Genomic DNA, 20765 nt, shown 5'->3' on the forward strand with positions numbered 1-20765 from the left:
ACGGCGTCGTGCACCGGCGGGACGGTCATCCCCAGCCTAGCGACGCCGCGTACGCTCGGAGCGTGAGCGAGACGACTGTGGACAAGACGACGGAACACACGACGGAACACCCGACCGAACGCACCACCGTGGAGTTCTGGTTCGACCCGAACTGCCCCTGGGCCTGGATGACGAGCCGCTGGGTGGGCGAGGTCGCTGAGCACCGCGACCTCGACGTCACGTGGAAGGTGATGAGCCTGTTCGTCCTGAACGAGGACCAGGACATCCCCGACGAGTACCGCGAGCGCATCCACAAGGGGCAGCTCTACCCGCGCATCGTCACGGCGGCGCGGCTCCGGCTCGGCCAGGACATCGTGAAGCCGCTCTACGACGCCCTCGGTGAGCACATCCACCACCGCCAGGAGCAGGACCCCGACCAGGTGGTCCCCGCCGTGCTCGCGGAACTCGGCCTCGACGCCGACCTGCTCGAGTACGCCTGGACGGACGAGGTCGACGCCGCCGTGCGCGTCAGCCACCAGGACGGCATCGACCGCGTCGGACAGGACGTCGGCACGCCCGTCATCGCCGTCGCCGGCACCGCGTTCTTCGGCCCGGTCATCTCCCCGGCCCCCAAGGGCCAGGAGGCGCTCGACCTGTGGGACGGCGTCGTCGCCGTGGCGAAGTACCCCGGCTTCTTCGAGCTCAAGCGCTCGCGTACCGTCGGCCCGATCTTCGACACCACCGCCTGACGCTCCGGCAAGCGGACGGGAGGCGCGGCTCGCCCCCGCCCCTCGGCTCGCGTCAGGCGAGCGGCAGGCGCATGAGCGTCAGGTCCAGCCAGCGGTCGAACTTGCGTCCGACCTCGGGCACGACCGCGACCGTGCTGAACCCGAGTTTCTCGTGCAGGGCGATCGACCCGGTGTTCGTGCTGCAGATCCCGGCCATCATGACGTGCCGGCCCTCGGCGGTCGCCCGCTCGACGAGCGACCGCATCAGGGTCGAGGCGATCCCCCGACCGCGGAACGACTCGACCACGTAGACGCTGTGCTCGACGGTCAGCCGATACCCGTGGTGCGGCCGCCACTGCGAGTACGTGGCGTACCCGGCCACGGTGCCGTCGACCTCGGCGACGAGCACCGGGTACCCATTGCCCTGCCGTTCGGCCAGCCAGCCGTCGAAGTACGCGCGAGGGTGCGGGGTCTCCTGCCAGATGGCGGTGGAGTGCAGCACGGCGTCGACGTGCAGGGCGTGCACGACGTCGAGGTCACGGGGTCCACAATCGCGCACCACGACCGGATCCGTCCCGTTCGTCGCATATGCTGTCGTCATGTCTCACATCGTAGACGACGAGCCGGGTCTCGCGGAACGGGCCCTCGGCGAGCGTCTCCAGCGCCTACGCACCGAACGGAAGTGGAGCCTCACCGAGCTCGCCGAGGAGTCCGGTGTCTCCCGCGCGATGATCAACCGCGTCGAGCGCGGGGTGTCGAGCCCCACCGCGACGATCCTCGGCCGGCTCTCCGGCGCCTTCGGCCTGACGATCTCGCAGCTCCTCGACGAAGCCCTCGAGCACGAGGTGCCCAGGGCGACCGACCCCGACGACGCACGTGGCATCCAACGCGGCGCGACCGCGGAGTCCTGGACCGATCCCGACACCGGGTACCGCCGCCGTCCGGTCTCGAGTGCGGCGTTCCCCGCGGACGTCACCGAGGTGCGCCTCCCGGCCGGCCGCGAAGTGGCCTACCCGGCGTCCGCCTACGCGTTCCTGCGGCACTGCATCTGGGTGGTCGACGGCGTGCTCGAGCTCGTCGTCGGCGGCGAGCCGACGCGGCTCGCCGCGGGGGACCGGATCGAGCTCGGTGACCCCGCCGACGTGGTCTACCGGAACCCGGGCGAGGGGCTCACGCGGTACGTCGTCGTGGTGGTCCGGGGGCAGTAGTCGCAGGAATAGGATCGGTTCCATGCGCATCCACCTCGGAACGGACCACGCCGGCCTCGAGTTCAACCAGACCCTCGCAACGCACCTGACCGAAGCCGGGCACGAGGTCGTGGACCACGGACCGACCGAGTACGACGCGCTCGACGACTACCCCTCGTTCTGCATCAACGCCGCGCACGCCGTGGTGCAGGACCAGCGTGCCGGCGTCCAGGCGCTCGGTGTCGTGTTCGGCGGCTCCGGCAACGGTGAGCAGATCGCCGCGAACAAGGTCGAGGGCGTCCGCGCAGCGCTCGTCTGGAACGAGTCGACCGCACTCCTCGCACGCCAGCACAACGACGCGAACGTCATCTCGATCGGTGCGCGCCAGCACACCGAGGACGAAGCGATCCGCTTCGTCGACCTGTTCATCGCCGAGCCGTTCTCGGGCGAGGAGCGTCACGCGCGCCGCATCGCGCAGCTGGCCGAGTACGAGCAGACGGGGCACATCGCCGGCAAGCAGATCGACGGCTCGGCCGAGTAGACAGGTCCCATGCCCGAGGGTCACTCCGTCCACCGAATCGCCAACCAGTTCACCCGGCACTTCGTCGGCAAGCGCTGCGAGGTGTCCAGTCCGCAGGGGCGGTTCGCCGCCGGGGCCGCCCAGATCGACGGCAAGCGCATGATCGCTGCCCGTGCGGTGGCGAAGCAGACGTTCCTCGAGTTCGAGGGTGATCTGTTCCTGCGCGTCCACCTCGGGCTCTACGGTGCGTGGGACTTCGCCGGCGACCTGTCGACCGCCACGGCGCTGTCGGCCGACGACGACGGCGAGGAATCGCTCACCTCCATCGGTGCTCCACGCCTGGCGCGGTACCGGATGGCCGAGCAGGAGAAGGTCGAGGACCCGATCGAGTCGTTCCCGCCGGACCCCGTCGGCCAGGTGCGCGTCCGCATCCTGACCGAGGACACCGTCGCCGACCTGCGCGGCCCGACGGCCTGCGTGGTGGAGACCCCGGCCGAGGTGCAGCGTGCCCTCGACAAGCTCGGCCCCGACCCGATGAACGACGACGGTCCCGAGGCCGAGAAGACGTTCGTGGACAACGTCCGGAAGCGGAACGTCGCCATCGGCCAGCTGCTCATGGACCAGTCCGTGGTGAGCGGCATCGGCAACATCTACCGGGCCGAGCTGCTGTTCCGGCAGCGCATCGACCCGTACAAGGTCGGCAAGAAGATCACCGTCAAGCAGGCGAAGGCGCTGTGGGCGGACTGGTCGAAGCTGCTGCACGACGGCGTCCGCGACGGCCTGATGATGACGATGGACGGCCTGTCCGACGCCGAGTACAAGAAGGCGCAGCGGTCGCGCAAGGACCGGCACTGGGTCTACCACCGCCAGGGTGAGCCCTGTCGGGTGTGCGGCACCGAGATCCGGGTGGCCGACATGGCCGGCCGGAAGCTCTACTGGTGCCCGAAGGACCAGAAGTAGCGCGCTTCAGAGCTCTGAGTACGTGAACCGTCCGGCGATCGCGGTCGCGAGCACGCGCATCGACCGCAACGAGGACGACGACGCTGCCAGCGGGTCCGACCCGACGAGCACCAGGTCCGCGACGTCACCGACCGCGACGCTGACCCGACCGTCCGTCGACCCCTGCCACGCGGCGAGCGCCGAGAGTCGTTCGGCGGGGTGCCACGGGTCGCGGCCGTCCCGGTCGCGTCCCACGGCCGCCGCCATCGAGATCCACGGGTCGAGCGGCGCGACGGGGGCGTCCGACCCGAGCAGCAGCCGGGCACCGGCTCGGGCGAGCGACGCGAACGCGAAGGCACGGTCGGTGCGGCCCGCCCAGTGCCGGTCGGCGATGTCGCGGTCGTCCATGGCGTGCTCGGGCTGCACCGAGGCGGCCACCCCGAGCCTGGCGAACCGGTCGACGTCGGTGTCGACGAGCAGCTGTGCGTGCTCGATGGTGCCGCGGGCGCCGACGGCTTCGAAGACGTCGAGCGCGAGGGTGTTCGCCCGGTCGCCGATGGCGTGGATGGCGGGCACGAGTCCGGCGTCGACGGCTCGGCGGGTGATCGCGACGAGGTCGTCGAACTCCCACGCCAGCACGCCGGATCCGTCGGCCATGGCCGCGGTCCGGGTGCCGAGCGAGCCGTCCGTGACGACCTTGAACGGCCCCATCGTGAGGAGGCCGCGGGTCCGGTCGACGACGTCACCGGTGCGGAGTCCGCGGTCGATCGCCGCGTCGAGTTCGGCCGGGTAGACGCCGGACGCCACCCGGAGGGCGTCGGTGCCGGCGTGGATCCGGCGCGCCCAGCGGTCGAGGCCGAAGCGCATCTCGAGGTCGACGATGCCCGTCACACCGCGCGCGGCAGCGGCCTCCACGGCGTCGGCGACGTACCCGTCGAGCAGGTCGTCCGGCACCTGCGAGAGCGCACCGGTCACGTCGAAGGCGTCCTGCTCGCGCAGGATCCCGTCGTCACCCGCCTCGAGCGAGCGGCCGACGAGTGCGGAGAAGTGCGCGAGCGCGAGGGCGTTGCACCAGACCGCGTGCAGGTCACCGCTGATGACGACGGCCGGGAGGCCCGGTGCGGCCTGGTCGAGCAGCTCGCGTCGTGCGGGGGTCGGCCACAACCCGTCGCGGTAGCCGTGGCCGATCAGCACGCGGTCCGGCACCCCGGTCCGCGCGACCGCGGCGAGGAGGTCGGCGGTCGACTCCGCGGAGTCGCAGCCGGAGACGTCGACGCGGCGGCGCACGAGGGCCCACTGGTCGAAGTGCGTGTGGTGGTCGCGGAGGCCGGGGCCGAGCCAGGCGCCGGCCGCCTCGACGACCTCGGTGTCGGGACCGGCGGGGTCGAGCGTGCCGGCAGGCGCGATCTCGGTGACCAGGCCGTCGGCGATGCGGACGTCGGCAGGGGCCCCGGAGGTGCCCACCCTGCGGACGGTGCGGAGCAGGATCTCCATCACCGAGCCTCCCGGTCGTCGGCGCGCGCAGCGTGCGCTCGCTCCATCTCGTCGGCGAGCGCCGGCGACGCGTAGGGGCCGTCGCCGCGCAGACCGGCGATGATGCGGTCGACGACCTCGGGGGCCTTGTTCTGGGAGAGCTTCGCACGGGCGTCGAACCGGGTGACCCGGATCCGGATGCCCACGGTGCCCTTCGCCATCCGGCGTGCGGTCTCCTCGTCGATCTCGAGCGAGACCGGCTCCGGCATGACGCGCTCGAAGTGGTCGACGAGCTCGCCGAGCACCCGGAAGTTCTCGTCGTCGGACAGCAGCTCGGGCGTGCCCCACAGGTGGGCGGTCACGTGGTTCCAGGTCGGGACGAACTGCTCGGGCGGATACCAGGCGGGGGAGACGTAGCCGTGCGGACCCTGCACCACGACCAGGACCTCGTGGCGGCCGAGTTCGTGCGCGAGTTCGTCGGGGCGGCCGACGTGCGAGACGAGGACGACCTGGTCGGGGTCGTCGTCCGGCCCGGGTGTCTCGAGCAGGAACGGGTAGTGCGACGCGACGATCCCGGCGTCGGTGTGCGACACGATCGTGGCCCACGGGTTGCCGGCGACGAGGCGCTTGACCTCGTCGACGTCCGTCATCAGGAAGTGGGGTGTGTGCCGCATGGTCCGAGCGTGGCACACGGCCCCGGTCGAGCGCGACACCTGTCGTTTCGCCAGTGTTTCAGAACGGTAAAAGTTTCAGAGTTCATTGAAAGAAGCATTGTGCCGGGGGCTCGAACGGGCCTAGCTTCACTCATCAACGACGACCCGAGGAGACCCCCATGCGACGCAGGACCATCGCCGCCCTGGCCACGGCAGCCACACTGGCGCTCGTGGTGACCGGCTGTTCGGCGAGCGGCACGGCCGACTCCGCCGGCGGATCGAGCCTGGTGTACGCCACCGGCGAGCCCGACCACCTGACGCCCGGACGACAGACCGTCGCGTTCGACCAGGTGCAGAGCCTGTTCGCGCCGCTGACGCAGACCGACGCGAAGGGCGAGCTCCACGACGTCGCCGCGAAGAGCGTCGAGAGCGACGACGCCACCACGTGGACCATCACCCTCCGGGACGGCTGGACGTTCCAGAACGGCGAGGCCGTCACCCCGGAGAGCTACGTGAAGGCCTGGAACCACGTCGCCTACGGCCCCAACGCGTGGGAGAACAGCGGGCAGCTCGCCGCGATCGTCGGGTACACGGACCTCAACCCGGCGAAGGGCACCCCGAAGACGAAGGAGATGTCGGGGCTGCAGGTCACCGGCAAGGACACCTTCACGGTCACGCTCACCCACGCCGACAGCCAGTTCCCGCTCCAGCTCAGCCAGGCCCAGACGGCGTTCTACCCGATGCCCGAGGCCGCCTACGACGACCTGAAGGCGTACGACAAGAAGCCGATCGGGAACGGCCCCTACGAGATGCAGTCGGCGTGGAAGGCGGACAAGGAGTTCACCGTCACCGCGTGGAAGGACTACGAGGGCACGAAGCCGGTCACGAAGGACGTCACGTTCCGGAGCTACTCCGACATGAACACCGCCTACACCGACGTCCTCGCGGGCAACGCCGACGTGCTGTTCCTGCCGACCGACAAGATGACGAGCGCGAAGGCCGACTTCGGTGACCGCCTGCACTCCTTCGACGCCCCGGGCATCGACTACCTCGGCTTCCCGCTCTGGGACGACCGGTACTCCGACCCCGATGTCCGTCGGGCGATCTCGATGTCGATCGACCGTGACGAGGTGAACACGGCAATCTACGGCGGCCTGTACGAACCGGCCACCGCACTCACGCCCCCGTCGATGTCCGGCACCGAAGAGGGCATCTGCGGCGACGCGTGCGAGTTCGACGCCGCGGCTGCGAAGAAGCTCCTGGCGAAGTCCGGCGGCTTCGACGGCACGATCACGCTCGTCTACCCCGGTGGCAGCGGCCTCGACTCGCTCTACGAGGCGTACGCCAACCAGATCCGGCAGAACCTGGGCGTCGACACCGTCGCGAAGGCCACCACCGACTGGGCCTCGTACTACTCCGAGCTGACGGACAAGAAGGTCGCCGGCCCGCACTTCGGTCACTGGGGTGCGCTGTACATCAGTCAGCAGAACACCCTCCGCGCCCTGTTCACCCTGGCCGGCGGCTGCTCGCCCTGCACCGGGTACTACCAGTCCGACACCGTCGACGCGCTGCTCGCGAAGGCCGACTCGGCCGGCTCGCAGGACGAGGCGAACGAGTACTACACGAAGACGCAGGAGGCCGTCCTCGAGGACTTCCCCGTCGTCCCGACCTTCTTCGACAAGTACTCGTACGTCACGAGTGACAAGGTCACGAAGCTCCCCGCGGTCGCCGGCAGCCCGGTCGTCGCGCAGATCGCCGTGAAGTAGGGCACCGCCACATGGACCAGCGCACCATCCTCCGCCTGGCGGCCGAGGTCCCCGACCACGACGGCTTCCCGCTCGTCGACGACCTGCACGCCCGGTTCGACGCGCTCGCAGCGTCCCACCCGGACCAGGTCACGGTCACCCGGATCGGCACCAGCCGCCTCGGCGAACCACTGCACTCCTACCGGATCGGCACCGGGTCGCACGCCGCCGTCGTGGTCGGCGGCGTGCACCCGAACGAACCGATCGGTTCGTGGACGGCCCTGCACCTCGCCCAGACGGTGCTCACCGACGACGACGCCCGTGCGCTCGACGTCACCTGGCACATCGTCCCGACGATCGACCCGGACGGCATGCGGCTCAACGAGGCGTGGTTCCACGACCCGCACGACCGGGTGTTCTACTCGCGGCACTTCTACCGCCCGGCACCCGACAGCCAGGTGGAGTGGACGTTCCCGAACAGCCACAAGTCGGTGTACTTCGACCAGGTGCTGCCGGAGACGCTCGCGTTCATGCGGCTCATCGACGACACCGAGCCGGACCTGCTGGTGTCGCTGCACAACGGCGAGATGGGCGGGGTCTACTACTACCTGTCCGAGGACCTGCCCGACGTCGTCGACACCCTGCACGCGGTCCCCGCCGCGCTCGGGCTGCCGCTCGACACCGGGGAGCCCGAGTCGCCGTTCCTGCGCGAACTCGCCCCCGCGGTGTTCGCGATGGACGGGATCGAGACCGCGTACGACTACCTCGAAGGACTCGGGGTCGACCCGGGCGAGCACATCCACGGTGCGTCGAGTGCGGCGTGGGCGATGCGGCACGGAGCATTGTGCATGGTGGCCGAACTGCCGTACTGGAGCCACCCGGACGCCGACGACCAGACCTCGACCGACGAGTCGTACGCCGACCTGCTGCGGCGCTGCTCCGCCGAGCTCGGTGCCTCGGGCGAGGAACTCCAGCAGCTGCTCGACGAGGCGTCGCCGATGCTGTCGATCGAGTCGCCGTTCCTCGAGGCGTCGCGGGCCTTCGTGCCGATGCTCGTCGGCACGGCGGACACCGACCGCCGCCGGGCCGACCGCGAGCCGGCCGACCGGCGGGCCACCGTCGCGGAGCGCTTCGGCTGCGAGGACCTGGTCCGCTGCTTCCGGCTGCGCTACGGCGGCATGCTGCTGCGCGCGTTCGAGGCGGAGACCACCGCCGGTACGGCGTCCGCGCCGCTCCGGCGCCTGCGCGACCGCCTGGCGGAGCGCTACGCGCACTGGCAGGCCGACGCCGCCACCGAGGCGGACCCGATCCCGGTGCGGAAACTGGTGGGGGTGCAGTACGGGGCGATCCTCGCCTGCGCGGCGCACGTGGCGGACCCGACCCGCGCCTCCCGTCCGGTGTCGGCGGCCGTGTCGGGAGGCGCGTGATGCGTCCCACGCTCGCCGTCGGTCGCCGGCTCGGCGGCCTGGCCATCGTGTTCCTCGGGGTGACGTTCCTCATCTACGCGATGACGTTCGCGCTGCCCGGTGACCCGATCCGGGCGCTCGGCGGCGACCGGCCGCTCAGCGACGCGGTCGTCCGCACGCTCCGGGCCGAGTACCACCTGGACCAGCCGCTCTGGCTGCAGTACGTGCAGTACGTCGGCGGGCTGTTCCGCGGCGACTTCGGCACCGACTTCAACGGGCAGTCCGTCGGCGAGCAGATGGCCTCGCGGTGGCCCGTCACGATCACCCTGGCGCTCACCGCGTGGGCCCTCGAGATCGTCCTGGGCATCGGGCTCGGGGTGCTCTCCGCCCTGAAGCGCGGGACCGCCCTCGACAAGACGGTCCTCGTCGGCACCATCGTCGTCGGTGCGATCCCCGTGTTCGTCCTCGGCGTCGCCCTGCAGCTCGTGTTCTCGGTGCGGCTGCACTGGTTCCCGGTCGCCGGCGTCACCGCGGGCTGGCCGACGGCGTACATCCTGCCGGCGTTCGTCATCGCGCTCTTCGGCCTCGCAGCGGTGTCCCGGCTCACCCGCACCTCGATGATCGAGACCCTCGACGCCGACTACGTCCGGACCGCACGGGCCAAGGGGCTCGCACCCGGTCGGATCGTCGGCGTGCACGTGATGCGGAACTCGCTCATCCCCACCGCCACCTACCTGGCGACCGACCTCGGGTACCTGATGGGTGGCACCGTGATCATCGAGGGCATCTTCAACCTGCCCGGCGTCGGCAACCTGCTGTTCCAGGGCATCCGGTCGCACGAGGGCGCCGTCGTCGTCGGCATCTCGACCGCGCTCATCCTGGTGTTCCTCGTCACGAGCGTGCTCGTCGACCTGCTGCACGCCGCCCTCGACCCCCGCGTCCGGACCGGAGCAGCCGCATGACCACCTCAGCGCTCAGTGCCACCGTCGAACCCGTCGTCGGCGGCCGACGACGACCCCTGCTGGCCGCGGCCCGCACCCCGGGCTTCTGGGTGCCGGCATCGGTCCTGGTCGTCGTGCTGCTCATCGCGTCGTTCCCGCAGCTGTTCGCCGGACTGTTCGGCCACGGCGACCCCCGGGTGTGCGACCTCGGGCAGAGCGGCGCCTCGCCGACCAGCGGGCACCCGTTCGGCTTCGACCTGCAGGGCTGCGACGTGTACGCCAACGTCGTCTACGGCACCCGGTCGTCGATCGCCGTCGCGGTGCTCACCACCGTGCTCGCCGGCATGGTCGCCGTCGTCGTCGGGACGATCGCCGGCATGGTCGGCGGCTGGGTCGACGCCGTGCTCGGTCGCCTGACCGACGTGTTCCTCGGCTTCCCGTTCCTGCTCGGCGCCGTCGTGGTGCTCAACAGCGTGGGGGAGCGGTCCGTGCTGACGGTGTCGCTCGTGCTCGCGCTGTTCGGGTGGCCGACGATGGCCCGGCTCGTGCGGTCGAGCGTCCGCAGCGTGCGGAACGCCGAGTTCGTGCTCGCCGCCCGCACGATGGGGCTGTCCACCTGGCGGATCACCACCCGGTACGTGCTGCCGTCGTCGATCTCGCCGCTGCTCGTGCTCGCGACCATCACCGTCGGCGGCGTCATCGTGTCCGAGTCGTCGCTGACCTACCTCGGCATCGGGCTCGAGAGCCCGGCGATCTCGTGGGGACTGCAGCTCTCCGCCGCGACGTCGCAGTTCCTCCGCGCCCCGCACATGCTCATCGCACCCGCGGCGTTCCTCGCCGTCACGGTGCTCTCCGTCATCGCGCTCGGCGACACGCTGCGCGCCGCGCTCGACCCGCGTCGGCGCTGACCTGCACGGTGCACGCCGCGTCGCGGTGGGCACCGTCGCGACCGACGCGCCAGACTCGAACCACCGCCCTTCGAAAGGACCACCGTGACCGACACCCTCTCCGCGTACCGGAAGACCCTGCCCTACATCCACGAGTGGGTGTCGTACAAGGTCTGGCAGCTGCGGGTGCCGGGCGTGCAGGTCGCCATCGGGTTCGGCGGCGAGGTGCTGTTCGACGAGGCCTGGGGCTACGCCGACGTCGAGGCCGGGCGCCGCCTGACCACCACCGACCTGTTCCGCATCGCCTCGCACTCGAAGACCTTCACCGCGACGGCACTGCTCCAGCTCGCCGAGCGCGGGTCGCTCCGGCTCGACGACACCGTCGGCACGTACGTCCCGGCGCTGGTCGACGGCGGCTCCCCGCTCGCCGACGCCACGATCCGTGAGCTCATGGAGATGGGTGCCGGGGTCATCCGCGACGGCCACGACGGCGACTACTGGTCGCTCCTGCGCCCGTTCCCCGACGAGCAGGAGCTTTTGGCACTCGTGCTCGACCGCGGGCAGAAGGTCCCCACCGGGTCGTCGTTCAACTACTCGAACCTCGGCTACTCGCTGCTCGGGCTCGTCATCGCCGCGGTCTCCGGGCAGTCCTACAACGACTTCGTCCGCGAGTCGATCACCGAACCCCTGGGCCTGCGGAACACCGGCCCCGACTGGGACCCCACGCGCGCCGACGACTTCGTGGTCGGCTACACCGGGTTCCACACCGCGCGGCAGCGGCAGCGCATCGACCACGTGGACACCCACGCCATGGCCGCCGCCACCGGGTTCCACGGCACCGCCTCCGACCTGGTCAAGTACTTCTCGCAGCACGTCATCGGGGCCGGCAGCCTGCTCGACGACCACTCGAAGCGACTCGCGCAGCGCAAGGCCTGGAGCGCCACCGACGACCCGGCCGCCCGCGGCTACGGCGCCGGGTTCATCGTCGACCGCATCGGAGGCCGCGACGTCCGCGGCCACTCGGGCGGGTTCCCCGGGCACATCACGCAGTCGCTGTTCGACCCGGCATCCGGACTCGTCGTGTCCGTCATGACGAGCGCCGCCGCCGGGCCCGCCACCCTCATCGCCACCGCCGTCGTGCAGATGCTCGACGCCGCGGCGGACACGTCCGCGCCGGGCACCCCCGTGCCCGACGACGTCGACACCGCCGCGTACACCGGACGCTTCGCCAACCCGTGGGGCGTCAGCGACATCGCCCGCATCGGCGACCGGCTCGTCGAGGTCGACCCGTCCGGACCCGAACCGCTCGACACCCCCACCCGGCTCGAGGTCGTCGACGCGGACACGCTCCGGATGACGCACGGCAACCGCTTCGGCTCGGTCGACGAGGACATCACCTTCACGCGCGACGCCGACGGCGCCGTCCGGTCGATCCGCGCCGGCGGTGGCATGACCGAGGAACCGTGGACGATCCCGACCGAGTCGCCCGAGGTCGCGGCAGGGCTGGCACCGTGAGCGACGACGGTGTCGGGCGCGACGACGTCGTGCTCGAACCCGAGCGTCAGGCGTTCGTCGAGGAGTTCGCCCTCATGCTCAACGACGGTGCGGGCATGGCGCTCACCGACGCCCGCGTGCTCGGCTACCTCATGATGACCCGCGCGCCGCACTCGTCGTCCGCCGATCTCCAACGCGCGCTCGGCGCCAGCTCGGGTTCGGTCTCGATGGCGACGCGCCGGCTCGTCGACTCCGGGTTCGTGAAGCGGCAGATCGTCGCCGGCGAGCGCAGCCACTACTTCCGCGCCGAGGCCGACGTCTGGGGCTCCTGGCTCGCCGGGGAACGGAAGTACCTCGACCGGCAGCGCGACATCATCGGACACGGCCTGGCGGTGGTCGAGCACGCCGGCCGCACCGGGGCGGGCGACGTCGACGCCGAGGTCCGCGAGCGCCTGCTCAACGGCCGCGACTACATGCAGTGGTTGCAGGGCCACCACCACAAGATGCTCGAGGACTGGGAGGCGTTCAAGGCCGCCCGCGACCGCACCGACCGCTCGGAGACCCCATGACCGACGTCCTGACCGTCGACCACCTGTCCGTGACCTTCGACGTCGACGGCGCCGAGGTCCGCGCGGTCGACGACGCCTCGTTCACCGTCGGCCGCGGCGAGGTCGTCGCCGTCGTCGGGGAGTCCGGATCCGGCAAGAGCATGACCGCGATGACGGCGATGGGGATCGCGCCGGACGGCGCGCGGTCCTCCGGCAGCATCCGGCTCGGCGACCTCGAGGTGCTCGGCACCGACGAACGCACCCTGCGCGGGGTCCGCGGCCGCAGCGTGTCGATGATCTTCCAGGACCCGTCGGCCGCGCTCAACCCGGTGTTCACGGTCGGGTTCCAGCTGGCCGAGGCCGTCCGCCGCGCCGACGCCTCGCACGACCGCGCCGCCGTCCGGCACCGTTCGCTCGAGCTCCTGCGTGCCGTCGAGGTGCCGGAACCCGAACGCCGGCTCGGCCAGTACCCGCACGAGCTCTCCGGCGGACAGGCGCAGCGGGTGATGATCGCGATGGCGCTCGCCGCCGACCCCGACCTGCTCATCGCCGACGAGCCGACGACCGCACTCGACGTCACGGTGCAGGCCGAGGTGCTCGACGTCCTGCGTGCGCTGCGCGAACGCACCGGCACCGCGATCCTCCTCATCACCCACGACATGGGCGTCGTCGCCGACATCGCCGACCGCGTGGTCGTCATGCGCCGCGGTCGCGTCGTCGAGACGGGCACCGTCGCCGCGGTCTTCGCCGCACCGTCCGCCGACTACACCCGTGACCTGCTCGCTGCGGTCCCACGCATGGGCACCGAGGTCGGCCGGGAGGCGCGGGTCGACCCCGTCACGGAGGCCCCGTCGGTCGTCCTCGACGTCCGGCACCTCGTGGTCGAGTACGGCGGTGCACTGCGCGGGCGGTTCCGCGCGGTCGACGACGTGTCGTTCACGGTCGGTCGCGGTGAGATCGTCGGACTCGTGGGCGAGTCCGGCAGCGGCAAGACCACCATCGGCCGCGCCGCCGTGGGGCTCGCACCGATCACGTCCGGTTCGGTCGTCGTCGAGGGCACCGACGTGGCAGTCGCCCGGCGAGCAGCGCGCCGGGAGATGCGGCGACACGTCGGCGTGGTCTTCCAGAACCCGCTCCGGTCGCTCAACCCGCGCTACACGGTCGGACAGACCGTCGCCGAGCCGCTCCGGCAGATCCTGCGCCTGCCGTCGGCCCAGATCGACGAACGGGTGGACCGGCTGCTCGCCGACGTCGGCCTGGACGGCGGGTACCGCGAGCGCTTCCCGCACGAGCTCTCCGGCGGACAACGGCAGCGCGTCGCGATCGCACGCGCCGTCGCACTCGACCCCGCACTGCTCATCGCCGACGAGCCGACGAGCGCCCTCGACGTCTCGGTGCAGGCGCGGGTGCTCGACGTCTTCCGCGAGCTGCAGGAACGTCTCGGCTTCGCGTGCCTGTTCGTCACCCACGACCTGGCCGTGGTCGACACGCTGTGCGACCGGGTCGTCGTGCTGCACGGCGGGAAGGTCGCCGAGCAGGGGAGTCGCGACGCCATCCTCCGGTCGCCGCAGGACCCCTACACGCGTCGACTCATCCAGGCCGCGCCGGTGCCGGACCCGGACGAGCAGGCAGTGCGCCGATCCGAGCGCCTGGCGGCACGGGCCGGCTGAGGGGCGCTCGCCGGCTCAGCGTCGTTGCGGGCTCAGCGTCGTTGCGGAGTCAGCGCACCTCGGCCGAGGCCCAGAGCGCGTTCACGCCCCGGCCCACCGGACGCAGGAGCGGGACGGCGACGAGCACCGTCGCCGCCAGGTAGGCCACGGTCTGCAGCAGCCCCGGGACGGAGAACGCGATGCCGAGTGCCTCCTGCGGCAGCGCCGTGAGGAGCACCGCGTTCGACAGCAGCGCGGTGACGAACCACAGCGACGCCCCCACGGTGACGACCCAGCCGACGGCCCGCTGCACGCCGTCCTCGTTCCGGACGGTCAGCACGCCGAACGCCACGAGTGCACCCTGCGCGACGACGAGGAGCACCGCGGTGGCCCAACCCGGCGCGGGCCACAAGAGCGCGAACGCCAGGACCGACACCGCGAACGCGAGCGCCCGACGGTCCCGAGCGCGCACCGCGGCGACGAGCACGACCGCACCCGCCAGCCCGGCGAGCGCCGTGGCGACGAGGAGCAGTCCGTTCGGCAGGTCCCACGGCGCGAGCCAGATCGTCCCGACCAGTCCGCGCGCCCCGAACACGACCGCTGCGACGACCGCCGCGGCCGAGACCACCCGAACCCCCGTGATGTTCTGCATGCCCGCACACTACGCGCAGCCCGCGCGGCGGGGAAAGCATGTTCTGTCCGGGCGGCTGACGGTCCTGGTTCGCGAACCGCGGGATTCGTGAACCAGAACCGTCAGAACCTCCGAGGGAGGTCGGTCTCCGGTGCGGGGACCCGCTGCAGCGCGCGTCGCATGGAGGCGGTGGTGCTGAAGCCGAAGCGTGCAGCGACCTCGGCGGGACGGTCACCCCGGGTGAGTGCACTCCGGACGCCGAGGCTCCGGAACCACCGCCCGAGCTGGGCCGGCGTGCAGCCCGTGGTCTCGGTGCACCGACGCTCGAGGGTGCGCGGAGACATGCCGACGCCGTCGAGCAGGTCCGCAGTCGAGTGCCCGCCCGCCGGGTCGAAGAGCCGGTCGAGGACCCTCGCCAGGCTGTTGTCGCGCAGCAAGGGCGGTGGGTTGTCGTGGAGCACGGTCGTGACCACGAGTCGCGCGAGCGCATCCTGCTGCACGCCGTGCCACCGGCCGCCGTCGAGGTGACCGACGTGACGCAGCGCCAGCACGACGTCCGCCGACGGGAAGCCCGCGGGCTGGGTGGTGGCGATCGACGGGAGCGCGAGGACCTCGGCAGCGAGTGGCCCCAGCGTCGCCGATCCGACGACGACGCCGGTGTCGGCGAACAGGGCCTCGTGCGGGAAGTCGTACGAAGGAGCAGTTCGAGGCGGACCGTGCCGCTCGGGGTCGGAGCCGATCGACGTCGTCGGGTGCTGCTCGACCAGTGCGGCTCCACCAGCCTCGATGAACACGAGTGTGTCGTCGCGGTGGAGCCAGACCGGCCGGTGCCGGGTCGCAACCCAGGCGTGCGTACCGTCCGGATCGAGATCGAGCGTCCAGCGGTCGTCGTCGGATCGGATCTCCTCGCCGGGCCCGACCTCGAGGCCGACGGCGTCGATCAGTGCTCGGAGTGCGTCGCCCATCACCACGAGCATGTCCTGCGGGCCGTCCCGCGACGATCGGCCTCGGGAGATCTGTGGAGAGGGGGGATAACCCCACCCGGGGTGGGGAGGGGGCAGGATGGGGGAACGGCCCCTCGATCGCGAGGCTGGAGTCATGACCGACACCGACCGCCTCGACCAGGCGCGAACCGTCCCGCTGGACGACGTCACGCCCTCGCCCGACCAGGCCCAGACCGTCCCGTTGGGCGACTCCGTCCCACCTGGAGCCACCAAGCCGATGCCGCAGTACCCGCGACAGCACGACCAGCAGACGCCGCCGGCGTCGTGGGGAGCGACCCCGCCGAACGGATCGGCGCCGGGTGGCGGCCGGGGCGGTAGTGCGGGCTCCGGCATGACCGCCGGCGCGTTCTACCGCGAGTCGTGGAAGCGCCTGCCGCGCGACTTCGGCTACATGGCCCTGACCGGGGTGCTGCTCTGCACGCTCTACTTCGCGTTCCCCGCGGCGATCTTCGGCGGCGGCTTCCGCGACCTGTTCAACCCGTTCGTGCTGCTGATGTTCTTCATCGCGCTGTTCGTGGCGCGGTGGCTCGGACAGTTCGAGAAGCTCCGCATCGGATGGGCCGACCGGCGTCCGATCCGCCCGGTGGACTGGACGCCCCGCTGGCAGCAGAACTGGTGGACGCGCACCGGTTCCGCGGTCGCCAACCCGCACTACTGGCTCTACCTGCTGCACGCAGCGGTCGTCTACCCGCTCGTCGCGCTCTTCACCGTGAGCGCCGGCGTCCTGTTGCTCGCCGGGTTCCTCTGGCCCGTCGGGCTCGCGGTGGTCGCGTTCGCGAACGGACTGAGTGCTCAGTACTTCGGGTGGGACATGACCTCCGTCGTCGGGTTCGGGTTCCTCGGGTTGCTGTCGATGGCCGCCTCGGTCGTGCTGTTCCCGCTCTGGGCCCGTGGCTCGGTCATCGCGCACTACTGGGTGGACTTCGGTCTGCTCGGCGGGTTCCGTGCCGAGCAGCTCGAGCAGCGCGTCGCCGGACTCCAGGCCTCCCGTGCCGGTGCCGTGACCGCCGAGGGTCAGGCCCTGCGCCAGATCGAGCGCGACCTCCACGACGGCCCTCAGCAGCGCCTGGTGCGGCTCCGGATGGACCTGTCGGCAGCGGAACGCGCGTTCGAGAAGGACCCGCAGAAGGCGAAGCAGCTGATCGGCGAGGCCTCCGAGCACGCGCAGGACGCCCTCGACGAACTGCGTGCGCTGTCCCGCGGGTTCGCCCCGCCGATCCTGCTCGACCGCGGGCTCGTGGCGGCCCTCGAAGCGCTCGTCGCCCGCACCCCGATCCCGGTCGGCCTCGACGTCCGCCTGCCGGAGGGCCTCGAGCTCGCGACGGAGATCCAGCGCAACGTGTACTTCACGGTGAGCGAGCTCCTGACGAACACCATGAAGCACGCCGGTGCCACGACCGCCGGGGTGTACCTCGGCCTCGTGGTCGACGCCTCCGGGCTCTGGTACCTGACCGTCAGCGTGACCGACGACGGCCGCGGCGGAGCACGACCCCAGCAGGGCCACGGCATCGAGGGCCTGATCGGCCGGATGCGCGCGCTCGACGGCGACCTGGTCGTCGCGAGCCCCGAGGGCGGCCCGACCGAGGCCACGGCGCGGATCCCGCTCGGTGCCCTGAACGGCGTCCCCACGACGGCGAACCCGCGGTCGTGACCCGACGGGAGCGCCCGCGCTCCCACTAGGCTGGTCGGCATGACAGACGGCCCGGATGCAGCACGCATCCGGGCCGTCGTCGTCGACGACGCCGTCCTGCTGCGCGAGGGCCTGGCCCGCGTGCTCGACGAAGCCGGCATCGACGTCATCGGTCAGTACGCGGACGCCCGTGCGTTCCTCGCGACGCTGCCGGACGGCGCTCCCGACGTCGTCGTCATGGACGTCCGGATGCCGCCGACCTTCACCGACGAAGGCGTCCGCGCCGCCGTCGAGACCCGTCGGATCGCCCCGCGCACCGGGGTCCTGCTCCTCTCGCAGTACGTCGAGGCCACCTACGCCGAAGACGTCCTCGCCGCCGGTGCGACGGGCATCGGCTACCTGCTCAAGGACCGCGTCACCCGGCTCGAGGAGATCGACGACGCCGTTCGTCGGATCGCGGCCGGTGGCACCGTGCTCGACCCCGAGGTCGTCACGCAGCTGATGAGCCGGCGGCGCGACCCACTCGCCGCGCTCACCCCGCGCGAACGCGACGTGCTCGGCTTGATGGCCGAGGGGCGCACGAACGCGGCCATCGCCCGCGCCCTCGTCATCGGCACCGGCGCCGTCGAGAAGCACGTGTCGAGCATCTTCGGCAAGCTCGCGCTCGAGGACACCGGCGAGGACCACCGCCGCGTCCTCGCCGTGCTCGCCTACCTCGGATGAGCCGGTCCCGCGGATGAACCAGGCCCGCGGCACCGACCGGATCCCGGCTCCGCTGCTCGCCCTCACCGCGATGGTGTCCGTCCAGCTCGGTGCCGCGATCGCGAAGACCCACTTCGACGACGTCGGCGCGGTCGGGGCCGCGACGCTCCGGCTCGTGATCGGCGCAGTGGTGCTCGCGCTGGTCGTCCGTCCCCGCGTCGGGCACTGGACCCGCGCGCAGTGGCTCGGCGCGGTCGGCCTCGGGCTGGCGCTCGGCGGTATGAACGTCTTCATCTACCTGGCCTTCGCGACCATCCCGATCGGGGTCGCGGTGACGATCGAGTTCCTCGGTCCGCTCGCCCTGTCCCTCGTGCACACCCGGCGGTGGCGGGACGCGCTCTGGGCCGCCCTGGCGCTCGCCGGCGTCGTGCTGCTCGGGGTCGGCCCGAGCGCCGTGACCGAGGTCGGCGGCGTGGTCTGGGCCGTGCTCGCGGCGGCGTGCTGGGCGGGCTACATCGTGATGAACCGGCACGTCGGCGCCGCGATCCCGGGTGTCGACGGCCTGGTGGTGTCGATGGTGGTCGCGATGCTCGTGTCGCTGCCGTTCGGGCTCCCGTCCGCGATCGACGGCGTGGCCCGCGAACCCGTGCTCCTGCTCGTCTTCGGCGCGGTCGCGGTGCTGTCGAGCGTGCTGCCCTACGCCCTCGAGATGCTGGCGCTGCGGCGGATGCCGACGCGGGTGTTCGGCGTGCTGCAGAGTCTCGGCCCGGCGATCGCCGCGCTGGCCGGTCTCGTGGTGCTCAGCGAGGGGCTGTCCGTGCTGGAGACGGTGGCGCTGGTGTGCGTCACCGCTGCGAGCGTCGGCGTCACGCTGTCCGCGCGCCGCCGACGCCGCTGAACGACCGTCTACTCGTCGCCGAGGAAGTCGGCGTACGTGGGTTCCGTGTGCTCGCCCGACAGCAGGGCCGGATCGTTGACCCGGGCCTCGACGTAGGCGCTGATGACCTCGGGCGGGGTGAGCACGTGGGCGACCCAGGACGGCACCGCTGTGTTCTTCATGGTGCCTCCTCGTCCCGGAGCGACACTCGAACGAATGCCTCGATCAGTGAGTTACTTGCCGAACCGGTGTTCGACAAACCATCCTCGGGGTGCGAGCAGAAGTCAACGCGCTGCGTTCTGCGGACTCCGCATCGCGCGCTCCGCCTGGTCGGCGCGCAGGGTGCGGTGCTTCACGGCGGACCGCCACACCCACGCGTCCGCCTGCTGTCCGAACTGGGCCCACTCGACCATGACGGCATCGCGGGTCCAGCTCTTCGCGAAGGCCTTCACCCGGACGTGGAATGTCGGGAACTGGATCCACGCCCAGACCGGCACGGGGGTGACGGCGTGGCAGACGTCGGGCCCGCGGGCGTCCTCTGAGAGCGAGTAGGCGCGCGGACGTTCGACCTCCGGGTGCTCCGGGGGCTGCCACCGGTTCTCGCGACGCCGTCCCACGACGGTATTCGAACGTGTGTTCGAACGGGAGTCAAGTCCGCCGCGCGCCGTGGACGGACGCCGACGTGCCGCTCGGCGTGTCGGGCAGCGGTCAGGGCTGCGCGCGCGCCGTCGATTCCCGCACGCTCAAGGTCAGTGGTGGTCCGGGCCGTGACGCCAGCGGTGCAGTGGCGTCGATCTGCGCGCGCAGGAGCGTCGCCGCACGCTGTCCGAGCTCCACGGTGTCGCGGGTCAGCGAGGTGATGGACGGCCGGACGAGCTGGATCATCGCCGAGTCGTCGAAGGACACGATCGAGACGTCGGTCGGCACCGCGACGCCCATCTCGCTCGCGACCCCGAGTCCGGCGACCGCCAGGACGTCGTTGTCGTACACGATCGCCGTCGGCCGACTGCTGCGGGACAGCAGGGTCCGGGTCGCACTCGCGCCGGCCTCGGCCGAGTAGTCGGTCGGGATCGACACGGCGTCCGTGAGCCCCTCGGTCGCCGCGAAGGCCCGGACGCGGCCGATCCGCATGGCGGTGTGCTCGAACTCGGGGCGCCCGGCGACGTGCGCGATCCGACGGTGCCCGAGCGCGTGCAGGTACCGCAGGACCGTGTCGGTCGCGTCGCCGTCGTCGATCCACACGCTCGGTGCGGAGCCCTCGGGTGAGGGATGGGAGCCGACGACGACCGTGGGCATGCCGAGTTCGGCGAGCAGGGTGAGCCGGTCGTCGTCGCGCCGCGGGTCGATGACGACGACGCCGTCGACCCGGTGCCCGCGCCACCAGGCCCGGTAGGTCTCGAGTTCCTCGGCCGCGTCGCGCGCCACGAGCAGGTTCATCCCGACGTGGGTGCCGGCGAGCCCGAGTTGGATGCCGGAGATCAGGTCGCCGAAGAACGACTCGGTGCCGAGTGTGCGGGCCGGCCGGTTCAGCACGAAGCCGATCGAGCCGGCCTTCGCGCCACCCAGGGCGCGCGCTGCGGTGTGCGGTTGCCAGTCGAGTTCCCGAGCGATCGCGCGGACGCGTTCGCGCGTCTCGTCGGACACGCCGGGGCGGTCGTTGAGGGCGAACGAGACCGCACTGACGGACACGCCGGCACGCGCGGCGATGTCAGAGATCGTCGTTCGACGGTTCGTGGCCACGGGCTTGACTATAGCGTTTTAGTCCTCCATAG

22 protein-coding genes are annotated in these 20765 nt (G+C 71.5%); 14 read left to right on the forward strand and 8 right to left on the reverse strand.

All coding sequences use genetic code 11. From position 1 onward, the window contains the following. Window positions 1-62 precede the first annotated feature (62 nt). Window positions 63-728 carry a DsbA family protein gene (locus EDF33_RS07485; protein ID WP_131878475.1) on the forward strand — a complete coding sequence of 222 codons (666 nt, stop codon included), beginning with the start codon at window positions 63-65 and terminating at the stop codon, window positions 726-728. A gap of 52 nt (window positions 729-780) precedes the next feature. On the opposite strand, the gene EDF33_RS07490 is transcribed toward EDF33_RS07485, so the two are convergent. After that, a complete protein-coding gene (locus EDF33_RS07490) occupies window positions 781-1308 on the reverse strand; it encodes a GNAT family N-acetyltransferase (protein ID WP_132099640.1) in 528 nt (175 codons plus the stop codon). On the opposite strand from EDF33_RS07490, the gene EDF33_RS07495 reads away from it, so the two are divergent. The 3 genes from EDF33_RS07495 to EDF33_RS07505 are packed head-to-tail and all read left to right on the forward strand — an operon-like array spanning window position 1307 to window position 3374. Further along, window positions 1307-1915 carry an XRE family transcriptional regulator gene (locus EDF33_RS07495; protein WP_132099641.1) on the forward strand — a complete coding sequence of 203 codons (609 nt, stop codon included), beginning with the start codon at window positions 1307-1309 and terminating at the stop codon, window positions 1913-1915. The genes EDF33_RS07490 and EDF33_RS07495 overlap by 2 nt on opposite strands. Before the next feature lie 22 nt (window positions 1916-1937). Continuing rightward, window positions 1938-2435, forward strand: coding sequence for a ribose-5-phosphate isomerase (locus tag EDF33_RS07500; RefSeq protein ID WP_123293994.1), 498 nt, complete (start codon window positions 1938-1940; stop codon window positions 2433-2435). 9 nt (window positions 2436-2444) lie between these two features. Further along, window positions 2445-3374, forward strand: a complete 930-nt coding sequence (locus tag EDF33_RS07505) for a DNA-formamidopyrimidine glycosylase family protein (RefSeq protein ID WP_132099642.1) — start codon at window positions 2445-2447, stop codon at window positions 3372-3374. A gap of 6 nt (window positions 3375-3380) precedes the next feature. Here the strand turns inward: EDF33_RS07505 and EDF33_RS07510 are convergent, their stop codons facing one another. Further along, window positions 3381-4847, reverse strand: a complete 1467-nt coding sequence (locus EDF33_RS07510; RefSeq protein WP_132099643.1) for an amidohydrolase family protein — start codon at window positions 4845-4847, stop codon at window positions 3381-3383. After that, window positions 4847-5500 carry an FMN-binding negative transcriptional regulator gene (locus EDF33_RS07515; protein ID WP_131878483.1) on the reverse strand — a complete coding sequence of 218 codons (654 nt, stop codon included), beginning with the start codon at window positions 5498-5500 and terminating at the stop codon, window positions 4847-4849. Before EDF33_RS07515 ends, EDF33_RS07510 begins: the two co-directional genes overlap by 1 nt. 158 nt (window positions 5501-5658) lie before the next feature. On the opposite strand from EDF33_RS07515, the gene EDF33_RS07520 reads away from it, so the two are divergent. The 7 genes from EDF33_RS07520 (at window position 5659) to EDF33_RS07550 (ending at window position 14170) form a co-directional block, all read left to right on the forward strand. Further along, window positions 5659-7245: an ABC transporter substrate-binding protein gene (locus EDF33_RS07520; protein WP_243692383.1), complete on the forward strand. Its 1587-nt coding sequence runs from the start codon at window positions 5659-5661 to the stop codon at window positions 7243-7245. A gap of 11 nt (window positions 7246-7256) precedes the next feature. Next, window positions 7257-8651, forward strand: coding sequence for a M14 family zinc carboxypeptidase (locus EDF33_RS07525; RefSeq protein ID WP_132099644.1), 1395 nt, complete (start codon window positions 7257-7259; stop codon window positions 8649-8651). After that, the gene (locus EDF33_RS07530) at window positions 8651-9592 is read left to right on the forward strand and encodes an ABC transporter permease (RefSeq protein ID WP_123293990.1); all 942 of its coding nucleotides are present in this window, start codon (window positions 8651-8653) and stop codon (window positions 9590-9592) included. The genes EDF33_RS07525 and EDF33_RS07530 overlap by 1 nt, the downstream gene beginning before the upstream one ends. Continuing rightward, the gene (locus EDF33_RS07535) at window positions 9589-10479 is read left to right on the forward strand and encodes an ABC transporter permease (RefSeq protein ID WP_132099645.1); all 891 of its coding nucleotides are present in this window, start codon (window positions 9589-9591) and stop codon (window positions 10477-10479) included. The genes EDF33_RS07530 and EDF33_RS07535 overlap by 4 nt, the downstream gene beginning before the upstream one ends. 84 nt (window positions 10480-10563) lie before the next feature. Next, window positions 10564-11973, forward strand: a complete 1410-nt coding sequence (locus tag EDF33_RS07540; RefSeq protein WP_243692384.1) for a serine hydrolase — start codon at window positions 10564-10566, stop codon at window positions 11971-11973. Then, window positions 11970-12521 (forward strand): MarR family transcriptional regulator, encoded by a 552-nt coding sequence (locus tag EDF33_RS07545; protein ID WP_131878487.1) that lies wholly within the window; start codon window positions 11970-11972, stop codon window positions 12519-12521. The genes EDF33_RS07540 and EDF33_RS07545 overlap by 4 nt, the downstream gene beginning before the upstream one ends. Beyond that, window positions 12518-14170, forward strand: a complete 1653-nt coding sequence (locus EDF33_RS07550) for an ABC transporter ATP-binding protein (protein WP_132099646.1) — start codon at window positions 12518-12520, stop codon at window positions 14168-14170. Before EDF33_RS07545 ends, EDF33_RS07550 begins: the two co-directional genes overlap by 4 nt. A gap of 49 nt (window positions 14171-14219) precedes the next feature. Here the strand turns inward: EDF33_RS07550 and EDF33_RS07555 are convergent, their stop codons facing one another. Beyond that, complete coding sequence (locus EDF33_RS07555) at window positions 14220-14801, reverse strand: hypothetical protein (RefSeq protein ID WP_132099647.1); 582 nt, start codon at window positions 14799-14801, stop codon at window positions 14220-14222. A gap of 101 nt (window positions 14802-14902) precedes the next feature. Beyond that, window positions 14903-15745 (reverse strand): helix-turn-helix domain-containing protein, encoded by an 843-nt coding sequence (locus tag EDF33_RS07560; protein ID WP_165918737.1) that lies wholly within the window; start codon window positions 15743-15745, stop codon window positions 14903-14905. Between the two features lie 133 nt (window positions 15746-15878). Here EDF33_RS07560 and EDF33_RS07565 point away from each other — a divergent pair, with 133 nt between their 5' ends. Genes EDF33_RS07565 through EDF33_RS07575 form a run of 3 tightly spaced genes read left to right on the forward strand, consistent with a single transcriptional unit; the run spans window position 15879 to window position 19014 of the window. Next, window positions 15879-17435, forward strand: coding sequence for a sensor histidine kinase (locus EDF33_RS07565; protein WP_132099649.1), 1557 nt, complete (start codon window positions 15879-15881; stop codon window positions 17433-17435). Window positions 17436-17474: 39 nt separating this feature from the next. Beyond that, window positions 17475-18137, forward strand: coding sequence for a response regulator transcription factor (locus EDF33_RS07570; protein WP_111084503.1), 663 nt, complete (start codon window positions 17475-17477; stop codon window positions 18135-18137). A 13-nt stretch (window positions 18138-18150) separates the two neighbouring features. Next, entirely contained in the window at window positions 18151-19014 is an 864-nt protein-coding gene (locus EDF33_RS07575) for an EamA family transporter (protein WP_132099650.1), read from the forward strand. Window positions 19015-19022: 8 nt separating this feature from the next. Here EDF33_RS07575 and EDF33_RS20105 read toward each other — a convergent pair whose 3' ends face one another. The 3 genes from EDF33_RS20105 to EDF33_RS07585 form a co-directional block, all read right to left on the reverse strand. Then, window positions 19023-19175 carry a hypothetical protein gene (locus tag EDF33_RS20105; RefSeq protein WP_159572741.1) on the reverse strand — a complete coding sequence of 51 codons (153 nt, stop codon included), beginning with the start codon at window positions 19173-19175 and terminating at the stop codon, window positions 19023-19025. A 102-nt stretch (window positions 19176-19277) separates the two neighbouring features. Then, complete coding sequence (locus tag EDF33_RS07580) at window positions 19278-19610, reverse strand: hypothetical protein (RefSeq protein ID WP_123293983.1); 333 nt, start codon at window positions 19608-19610, stop codon at window positions 19278-19280. Window positions 19611-19701: 91 nt separating this feature from the next. Next, window positions 19702-20733 carry a LacI family DNA-binding transcriptional regulator gene (locus EDF33_RS07585; RefSeq protein ID WP_123938866.1) on the reverse strand — a complete coding sequence of 344 codons (1032 nt, stop codon included), beginning with the start codon at window positions 20731-20733 and terminating at the stop codon, window positions 19702-19704. Window positions 20734-20765: the final 32 nt, after the last annotated feature.

Origin of the sequence: Curtobacterium sp. PhB146 (assembly GCF_004342995.1) — a bacterium.
GTDB lineage: Bacteria > Actinomycetota > Actinomycetes > Actinomycetales > Microbacteriaceae > Curtobacterium.

What these genes read in the sequence shown, in the direction of transcription:
- EDF33_RS07495 (WP_132099641.1), top strand. Translation starts at nt 1,307, where the DNA reads ATGTCTCACATCGTAGACGACGAGCCGGGTCTCGCGGAACGGGCCCTC.
- EDF33_RS07490 (WP_132099640.1), bottom strand. Translation starts at nt 1,308, where the DNA reads ATGACGACAGCATATGCGACGAACGGGACGGATCCGGTCGTGGTGCGC.
- EDF33_RS07500 (WP_123293994.1), top strand. Translation starts at nt 1,938, where the DNA reads ATGCGCATCCACCTCGGAACGGACCACGCCGGCCTCGAGTTCAACCAG.
- EDF33_RS07505 (WP_132099642.1), top strand. Translation starts at nt 2,445, where the DNA reads ATGCCCGAGGGTCACTCCGTCCACCGAATCGCCAACCAGTTCACCCGG.
- EDF33_RS07510 (WP_132099643.1), bottom strand. Translation starts at nt 4,847, where the DNA reads ATGGAGATCCTGCTCCGCACCGTCCGCAGGGTGGGCACCTCCGGGGCC.
- EDF33_RS07515 (WP_131878483.1), bottom strand. Translation starts at nt 5,500, where the DNA reads ATGCGGCACACACCCCACTTCCTGATGACGGACGTCGACGAGGTCAAG.
- EDF33_RS07520 (WP_243692383.1), top strand. Translation starts at nt 5,659, where the DNA reads ATGCGACGCAGGACCATCGCCGCCCTGGCCACGGCAGCCACACTGGCG.
- EDF33_RS07525 (WP_132099644.1), top strand. Translation starts at nt 7,257, where the DNA reads ATGGACCAGCGCACCATCCTCCGCCTGGCGGCCGAGGTCCCCGACCAC.
- EDF33_RS07530 (WP_123293990.1), top strand. Translation starts at nt 8,651, where the DNA reads ATGCGTCCCACGCTCGCCGTCGGTCGCCGGCTCGGCGGCCTGGCCATC.
- EDF33_RS07535 (WP_132099645.1), top strand. Translation starts at nt 9,589, where the DNA reads ATGACCACCTCAGCGCTCAGTGCCACCGTCGAACCCGTCGTCGGCGGC.
- EDF33_RS07550 (WP_132099646.1), top strand. Translation starts at nt 12,518, where the DNA reads ATGACCGACGTCCTGACCGTCGACCACCTGTCCGTGACCTTCGACGTC.
- EDF33_RS07555 (WP_132099647.1), bottom strand. Translation starts at nt 14,801, where the DNA reads ATGCAGAACATCACGGGGGTTCGGGTGGTCTCGGCCGCGGCGGTCGTC.
- EDF33_RS07560 (WP_165918737.1), bottom strand. Translation starts at nt 15,745, where the DNA reads ATGGGCGACGCACTCCGAGCACTGATCGACGCCGTCGGCCTCGAGGTC.
- EDF33_RS07565 (WP_132099649.1), top strand. Translation starts at nt 15,879, where the DNA reads ATGACCGACACCGACCGCCTCGACCAGGCGCGAACCGTCCCGCTGGAC.
- EDF33_RS07570 (WP_111084503.1), top strand. Translation starts at nt 17,475, where the DNA reads ATGACAGACGGCCCGGATGCAGCACGCATCCGGGCCGTCGTCGTCGAC.
- EDF33_RS07575 (WP_132099650.1), top strand. Translation starts at nt 18,151, where the DNA reads ATGAACCAGGCCCGCGGCACCGACCGGATCCCGGCTCCGCTGCTCGCC.
- EDF33_RS20105 (WP_159572741.1), bottom strand. Translation starts at nt 19,175, where the DNA reads ATGAAGAACACAGCGGTGCCGTCCTGGGTCGCCCACGTGCTCACCCCG.